The 6,286-nt window shown below is 33.8% G+C and carries 7 protein-coding genes and 1 pseudogene; 5 read left to right on the forward strand and 3 right to left on the reverse strand.

Going from position 1 to position 6,286, the window contains the following annotated elements:
* Positions 1-763: helix-turn-helix domain-containing protein (locus tag D2908_RS09795; RefSeq protein WP_133297854.1), on the reverse strand; the 763-nt coding region annotated here is incomplete at its 3' end.
* 876 nt (positions 764-1,639) lie between these two features.
* On the opposite strand from D2908_RS09795, the gene D2908_RS09805 reads away from it, so the two are divergent.
* From D2908_RS09805 to D2908_RS09825, 5 genes are read left to right on the forward strand one after another with little or no spacing between them, the layout of a single operon-like run.
* A complete protein-coding gene (locus D2908_RS09805; protein ID WP_117306728.1) occupies positions 1,640-2,347 on the forward strand; it encodes an ABC transporter ATP-binding protein in 708 nt (235 codons plus the stop codon).
* Positions 2,313-3,701 carry a hypothetical protein gene (locus D2908_RS09810; protein WP_240628287.1) on the forward strand — a complete coding sequence of 463 codons (1,389 nt, stop codon included), beginning with the start codon at positions 2,313-2,315 and terminating at the stop codon, positions 3,699-3,701. Before D2908_RS09805 ends, D2908_RS09810 begins: the two co-directional genes overlap by 35 nt.
* Position 3,702: 1 nt before the next feature.
* Positions 3,703-3,981 carry a hypothetical protein gene (locus D2908_RS09815; protein WP_117306730.1) on the forward strand — a complete coding sequence of 93 codons (279 nt, stop codon included), beginning with the start codon at positions 3,703-3,705 and terminating at the stop codon, positions 3,979-3,981.
* The gene (locus D2908_RS09820) at positions 3,978-4,343 is read left to right on the forward strand and encodes a metalloprotease family protein (RefSeq protein ID WP_117306731.1); all 366 of its coding nucleotides are present in this window, start codon (positions 3,978-3,980) and stop codon (positions 4,341-4,343) included. The genes D2908_RS09815 and D2908_RS09820 overlap by 4 nt, the downstream gene beginning before the upstream one ends.
* Positions 4,340-4,843, forward strand: coding sequence for a transporter (locus D2908_RS09825; RefSeq protein WP_117306733.1), 504 nt, complete (start codon positions 4,340-4,342; stop codon positions 4,841-4,843). The genes D2908_RS09820 and D2908_RS09825 overlap by 4 nt, the downstream gene beginning before the upstream one ends.
* A 157-nt stretch (positions 4,844-5,000) precedes the next feature.
* On the opposite strand, the pseudogene D2908_RS09830 reads toward D2908_RS09825, so the two are convergent.
* A pseudogene (locus tag D2908_RS09830) lies at positions 5,001-5,151 on the reverse strand (IS256 family transposase); the annotation flags it as partial.
* A 785-nt stretch (positions 5,152-5,936) separates the two neighbouring features.
* Positions 5,937-6,286: transposase (locus D2908_RS09840; RefSeq protein ID WP_133297855.1), on the reverse strand; the 350-nt coding region annotated here is incomplete at its 5' end.

A 6,286-nucleotide genomic window follows, 5' to 3' on the forward strand; every position in this document is an offset into this window, starting at 1 on the left:
GAAAAGTGTTCTTGATGTCATAGAGGTGTTTGGTAACCTCAAGGGCAGTTTTATTATCCAGAAGTCTAGCGAAGATAAAGTTACAGAAAGAGAGGTTGAAGGTGAGTAGGACTTTTCCTCCGGTTCGGCCCATAACGGTGTCCATTTCTAGCCAAGAATTCAGTTGATTAAGGGCTAAATAGTTTTGGAAATCCTCATAGGAACGGCCTTTTTTAGCTTCTTTAGGGATGGAAGGTAGATTACTTTTCCGTCTTTCTTTGAATTTAACGGCTCTGGCTAGGTCAATCGGGGCGATAGATAGGTATCCTTTTCGGATGTGCCGATAGACGGTTGAGGAGCTGACATCAAGGTTATGAGTTTTGAGGATATGATAGATGTGTTGTCCCTTTTTAACTCCATCAGAAATGACTTTGTCCATTTCCCAGAAGGTTTTGGAATTGAGAGGAGTTCCTTCACGAGACTCGACAAGAGTTTGTTCGTACTGTTTTTGAGCTTGCTTAGCGAGGTAGAAAATCTTCTTATAGCCACAATTTTGTCTTCTTTTAGGACAGCCATTACAGACAAAGGGAACCTTGTCGAGTAGAGGGCAAGGAAGGTTATGGCATGTAGACTCTCGGACTTGTCTGTTTCGTTTGACTTCTTTGGAGACAGTGGTCGGATCTTTTAGAATGGAATGTCCAATAGCTTTGAAGGTTTCACCGCGTTCTAAGCCTAATTGGATATCATTACGGTCTGAAAGGGTTAGGTGTTTATGTTTTGTCATAGTAGACCTCATTTCTAACTCAAACGTCTCACATTTAATTCCACCATAAAAATCCGTTTTAGACTAATTTCCACTTTGGTTAGGCAAGTGGAAGTTACTTTGAGAAGTTAGCAGTTTTTCTGAGTTACTTGAAAAGTCTAATTTAATTTGACAATTTAGGTTATGTATGATATAATATGAAAGGGGTTTCAAGAAATGAAGAAAGCAACTAAAAAGTTTGTTGTCGCAGTTGAACTGCACCCCAAAAGTTAGACAGAAAAAATCTAATATTTGGTGGGTTATTTTTATGAAATTAAGTTATTGTTGGTAAACCATCAATAAATCCCAGTCCCACCTCTTTAGACTTTGATTCTGGAGAATTATATACTGTTGATTTTTAAGATATGAATTGTACAATTTTATGAATAAGCTGGTAGTACTATCAGTTCAAAGAAAGGAGAAATTCCAATGTACTAATAGTGATATTTTCGAGTACTTTAAATTGTTATGTGGCTTTATTATAGAAATGAGGTAATCAAATGGTTTTAAGTATTTTTGATAATATTTATCTATACTTGTCTAATAAGTATAATAAAATAGTTCGTAATCATGCACTTATTTGGATTTTTGTCCTTTTAATCGTCCTATACTTTGGATATGCATTTTACTGCACTAGTCGAGGCTATACATTTTCTGGAATAGCTAACTTCTTTAATGGTGGTGTTAGTATCGGTTGCTACAAATAATTCTTAATGTTTGATTTTCTAGATTATAGCTTAATTGGACAATGAAGCGGATAAACTGAGTTCTAGAGAAGAATATAGTTTGTCTGCTTTTGGCTTTTAAAGAGTTTATTTCTAATTCTTCAAATTGTTAGTCGTTATCTTTGGAGGAAGTATGCTTGAAGTAAAAGAATTATGTAAATCATTTGGTAGCCACTGTGTTTTAGATAGCCTGTCGATAACTTTGGGAAAAACAGGCATCACAGTTATTGTAGGTTTGAATGGCTCTGGAAAGACTGTTTTTCTAAATTTGATATCAGGAATTATTCAGTACGATAGTGGTGAGGTACTATTGAATGGAAATTCTAATGGAAGCGATGCTTTCAAAAAAAACATTTTTTACATTCCTTCGGACTCCTACTTACCAGAATATTTAACGGGCAATGAATATGCAGATTTTGTCCAGTCACGATATGAATGCTCAAGTAAAACCATCTTCTCTGAGATATCTCGTCTTTTAGATATGACTGAAGCGTTGGAAAAAGCAATAGAGTCTTACTCATTCGGTATGAAAAAGAAACTTCAAATTGCTTTGGGGCTTTCATTGAATGTTGGCTATCTCCTTGCTGATGAAGTTTTTAGTGGACTAGATTTAGAAACAGTTATTCTTACCCAAGAATTATTTGGTCTGTATGCCAAGAAACACAAGGTATTGCTCGTTTCTCATGAGCAGAATATTATAAACCAATTTTCCAATGATATTTTATTAATGAGGAAAGGGAAACTAACGAAGTTTAAGGGTACAGCAGATGAGCTTTCTGAATACATCTATCAGCAAGGGAAAATTGTTGAGAAAATTCAAAAAATTAAAGAACTCATTTAATCTGGTATCATTTTACTATAATGATGCTTTAAAAGGTTTTTTGAATAGGCCATTTTTCAAAAAAAAGAGAAATCAACTAATCGTAGCCATTATTGGTTTTATCCTTTATTTTTGGTATTTTTTAGCTAATGTTCATGAAATTGGACTTTTAGGTGAGGGTGCTAGAGGGCTAGATATAGAAACACTTACAGAACTAACTCGAATAACAATTATGAGTTATGTTAATATGTGTATTATTCTCTCAGTTGCTCTCTTTGTTTTTGTAAATTCAATTATAACATTAACCAAAAGCTCAGTCTATATAACGAACATACTCCCTTACAGTAGAAGAGAGATATTAGTCGCTCAAAAAATGTTCAAAATAGGAGTAGCACTAATAGGTTATGAATTGGTCTTGCTCTTAGTATTCCCATTATTTGGACAGGTGCCTATTATCAAAGTAAGTGATTTATTGATGTTGCTAGTCTTATTTCATAGTATTTTTCTAGCTATTTTTTCAACAATGGATGCACTGTATGCTGTTTTTGCAAAGGTAGTAATAAAGTTCACTCAACTTTCAGTTGCTTCAGTGTTATTTGTTTTAGACATATTTTTCACCTTATTCTGTGTAACATATCTGGTATATTTCAAAATAGGTATTGACACATCTGTAGGAAAAATCTTAATTGGCCTTACAGATCTAATTGTAATCATGGTTTTAATATCTCTTATAATTCTCATCATTGTTATATTTTTGAGTTATAAATTCGCTTTAAATATTCAAGAGTATAAGAAGCTGTCCTATGGTTTGATTAGGTTACCTATGATTAAACTTAATTTGAATACAACTTTTCCAGCTATTTATCGACATAAAAGCTTTATCCATTCATTAACATTAATCACGATTTTTTCACTTATTATTACCTACCAATTAGGTTTAAGAAGTGGATTAGAGACACTCGCTAATTTAAATTCCCTTCTTGTATTCTCTGCTATAAACTATGCGGACGCAACAGCTAGAATTAGAAAATACTATGATTTTTATAGGGTTGGTCTAAATGAAGAAGTAATTTCATTATTGTTGGGAGGAATAATACTATCTGCGGCGCCTCTAGTTATTGCAGTTTACCTGAAAGGAACGATGTTACCATTTTTCTTGTCCATGGCAATTTACTTATGTGCTTTGATAGCAGGGCTTCTTTTTCCGACTACTCAGGGTAATCTTAATGAGACAGCATCGACAACCACCACAGTCTTTCTGTCCATAGTACTCTATCTTGTTTTAAAAAATGATAATGTTTATCTTTCATCAGCTATATTAGTAGTGTTATTACTTATATTGAGTGTATTTCTAGCAAAAGAAAGAAGGTATTGATATGAACAAAAAATTACTCAATTACTTCAAATGGGGAAATATTACTTATCTATTTTTAGTGGCTATTGATTTGCTTGTAGAACTTTTTCAAATTAATGAAAGTGGAACAGTTCTGACACTTTTTGGAGTAAAAATTATTAGTAGGATTACACCAAGTGAATTAAATACGACTTTTTTACTACACCATAGATTGATTATCTCCTATATTGTGACTATGGCAATATTCTTACTGGCAGGCTATCTCTTAAATAAAAGGAAATTGAGAGAGGATCCAGTATGACAGCTTGGGAAATCATGGTACAACTTCCACTAGTTTTACTGACTGTGGTCATTCATGAGATGTTACATTATTTGACTGCGTATTTCCTTGGATATAATCCTAAATTTGAATTTGAAAATTTTCTTGTTCCCTCAGTGAAGTTTATAAATAAGGGCAGAGATGTTCATAATTTTATTATAGCATTAGCTGCTCCTACTGGTCTGGTATTAATTGGACTTCTAATACCATCTAATAATGCTTTTTTGTCTTTAGTAAGAATAGTTTGTTTCTTGAATGTTTTACATATTTTTCCATTTTGTACGGATGGACAAGTTATTCTACTATCATTACTTAATATAATGAGAAAAGGAGGAAAGGCATGAAAAGATTCTTTAAAATTTTGTTAGTTGGTGTCGCACTGTTAGTGTGCTTTATAATAGGTTATCAATGGGCTATAGATGCTGATAAAGCTCCTGCATATAATACGAATACGGCACAATTTGTTTATGAAGAACCAGAGAGTGTAATCAATAAAATCGAAGATGGAGAAGAAGGGATTTATTACTTTGGTTTTGCAGCATGTCCTTGGTGCGTTGAATTGATTCCGATTCTAGATGATGCTTTAGCGACAACTAATCAGAAGGCTTATGTTGTAGATACAAGAAGTAAAAGTTTCACAAATGATCTTCGTAGGCGCTTAAAAATAGTTTATGAGAAACATCGTGATGATGAATTTTCTGTACCATTTTTAGTAATTATTGCAGAGGATGGTTCAATTCAAACACACGTAGGAACAGTAGAAAATCATGATGCCCACAAGGAAAAACTAACGGACGGACAGAAAAAGGAGTTAAAACAATTATTAGTGGACATGCTTCAATGAATGACTATTTGATTATCATGTTGTAATTGTTAATTTTAGTCAAAAATGAAATGGAGACTTTGTTATGACGAAAAGCACTAAAAAGATTACTGGAATTGTAGGTAAGTGCGATACTGTCAATAATTTTGTATAAACACTCTAGCAGAGTTATGGAGTTTTAATCAAATAAGCTTTCAAGTATGTCAGAACATTGGCCAAACCCTTTTATGGATTCGTTGACTTTGCTTGAAATTATAATCGTCAAACAAAGTAACTAAGTAACGTTCCAGAGCCTCCTCGTTAGGGAAAAGAACCTTCTTTTTCGTTTCCCAATTTGTAAAATTAAGCTAGACAGAAAAAGCCATCTATGTTAGGCTCAGATAAACACCGCATTTGTCTGAAAGGAACTAACATAAATAACCTATACTCATCTTACCACAAACGAGCTTGTAATGATAGAGGCTTACTATCAAGAAAAACATAAAAGTTTCAGATATTGCGACTTCACTTGGAAGATCAAAACAGACAATCTACAATGTCATCAACTATCTGAAAGAGGGGCACTCTGCTTATGATTACTATAACCGATATAAAATCAATAAGAAACGCTGTGGCAGCAATAAAACCAGTCTTATGCAATCAGAAGAAGATTTTATCCAAACTCATTTAGAACAAAATTGGAGTCTTAATGTCATTAAAGGAACTTATCCAGATAGGGGGTTCTTGTTCTATGAGAACTCTCTATCAACTAGTAGACCGTGGTAATTTAAAGAAAGAGGACTTCCCTTGGAAAGGCAAAAGAAAACTAAATGGTCATAGCGAAAAATGAGGAAAACAAGCGTTGCGCAGAGATTTACGTGAGAGAGCAGACAATTATCCTAATTTTAAGACGGAATTCGGTCATATAGAAGGGGATACAATTGTGGGAGAAAAACACAAAAGTGCAGTCATTACCTTAGTAGAACGCCTCTCAAAAGCCATCACTACACTGAAAACCAAAGGATAAATTCCCAAACTAAGTTCCACCACTAGTAGAAGTGGAAGTTAGTCTGAAAAAAATTGTAAAAACCAGTGGAAATCCGGCTCTTTGTCAACTGTAGTGGGTTGAAGTCAGCTAAGATCGAGAAAGGACAAATTTCGTCCTTTCTTTTTTGATATTCAGAGCGATAAAAATGCGTTTTTTGAAGTTTTCAAAGTTCCGAAAACCAAAGGCATTGCGCTTGATAAGTTTGATGTGATTATTGGTTGCTTCTAATTTGGCGTTAGAATAGTGTAGTTGAAGGGCGTTGATAATCTTGTCTTTATCCTTGAAAAAAGTTTTAAAGACAGTCTGAAAAATAGGATGAACCTGCTTCAGATTGTCCTCAATGAGTCCGAAAAATTTCTCAGGGTCTTTGTTCTGAAAGTGAAAAAGTAAGAGTTGATAGATCTGATAGTGGTGTTTCAAGTCTTCTGAATAGCTTA

Source organism: Streptococcus sp. LQJ-218, from assembly GCF_003428885.1.
Lineage (GTDB): Bacteria > Bacillota > Bacilli > Lactobacillales > Streptococcaceae > Streptococcus.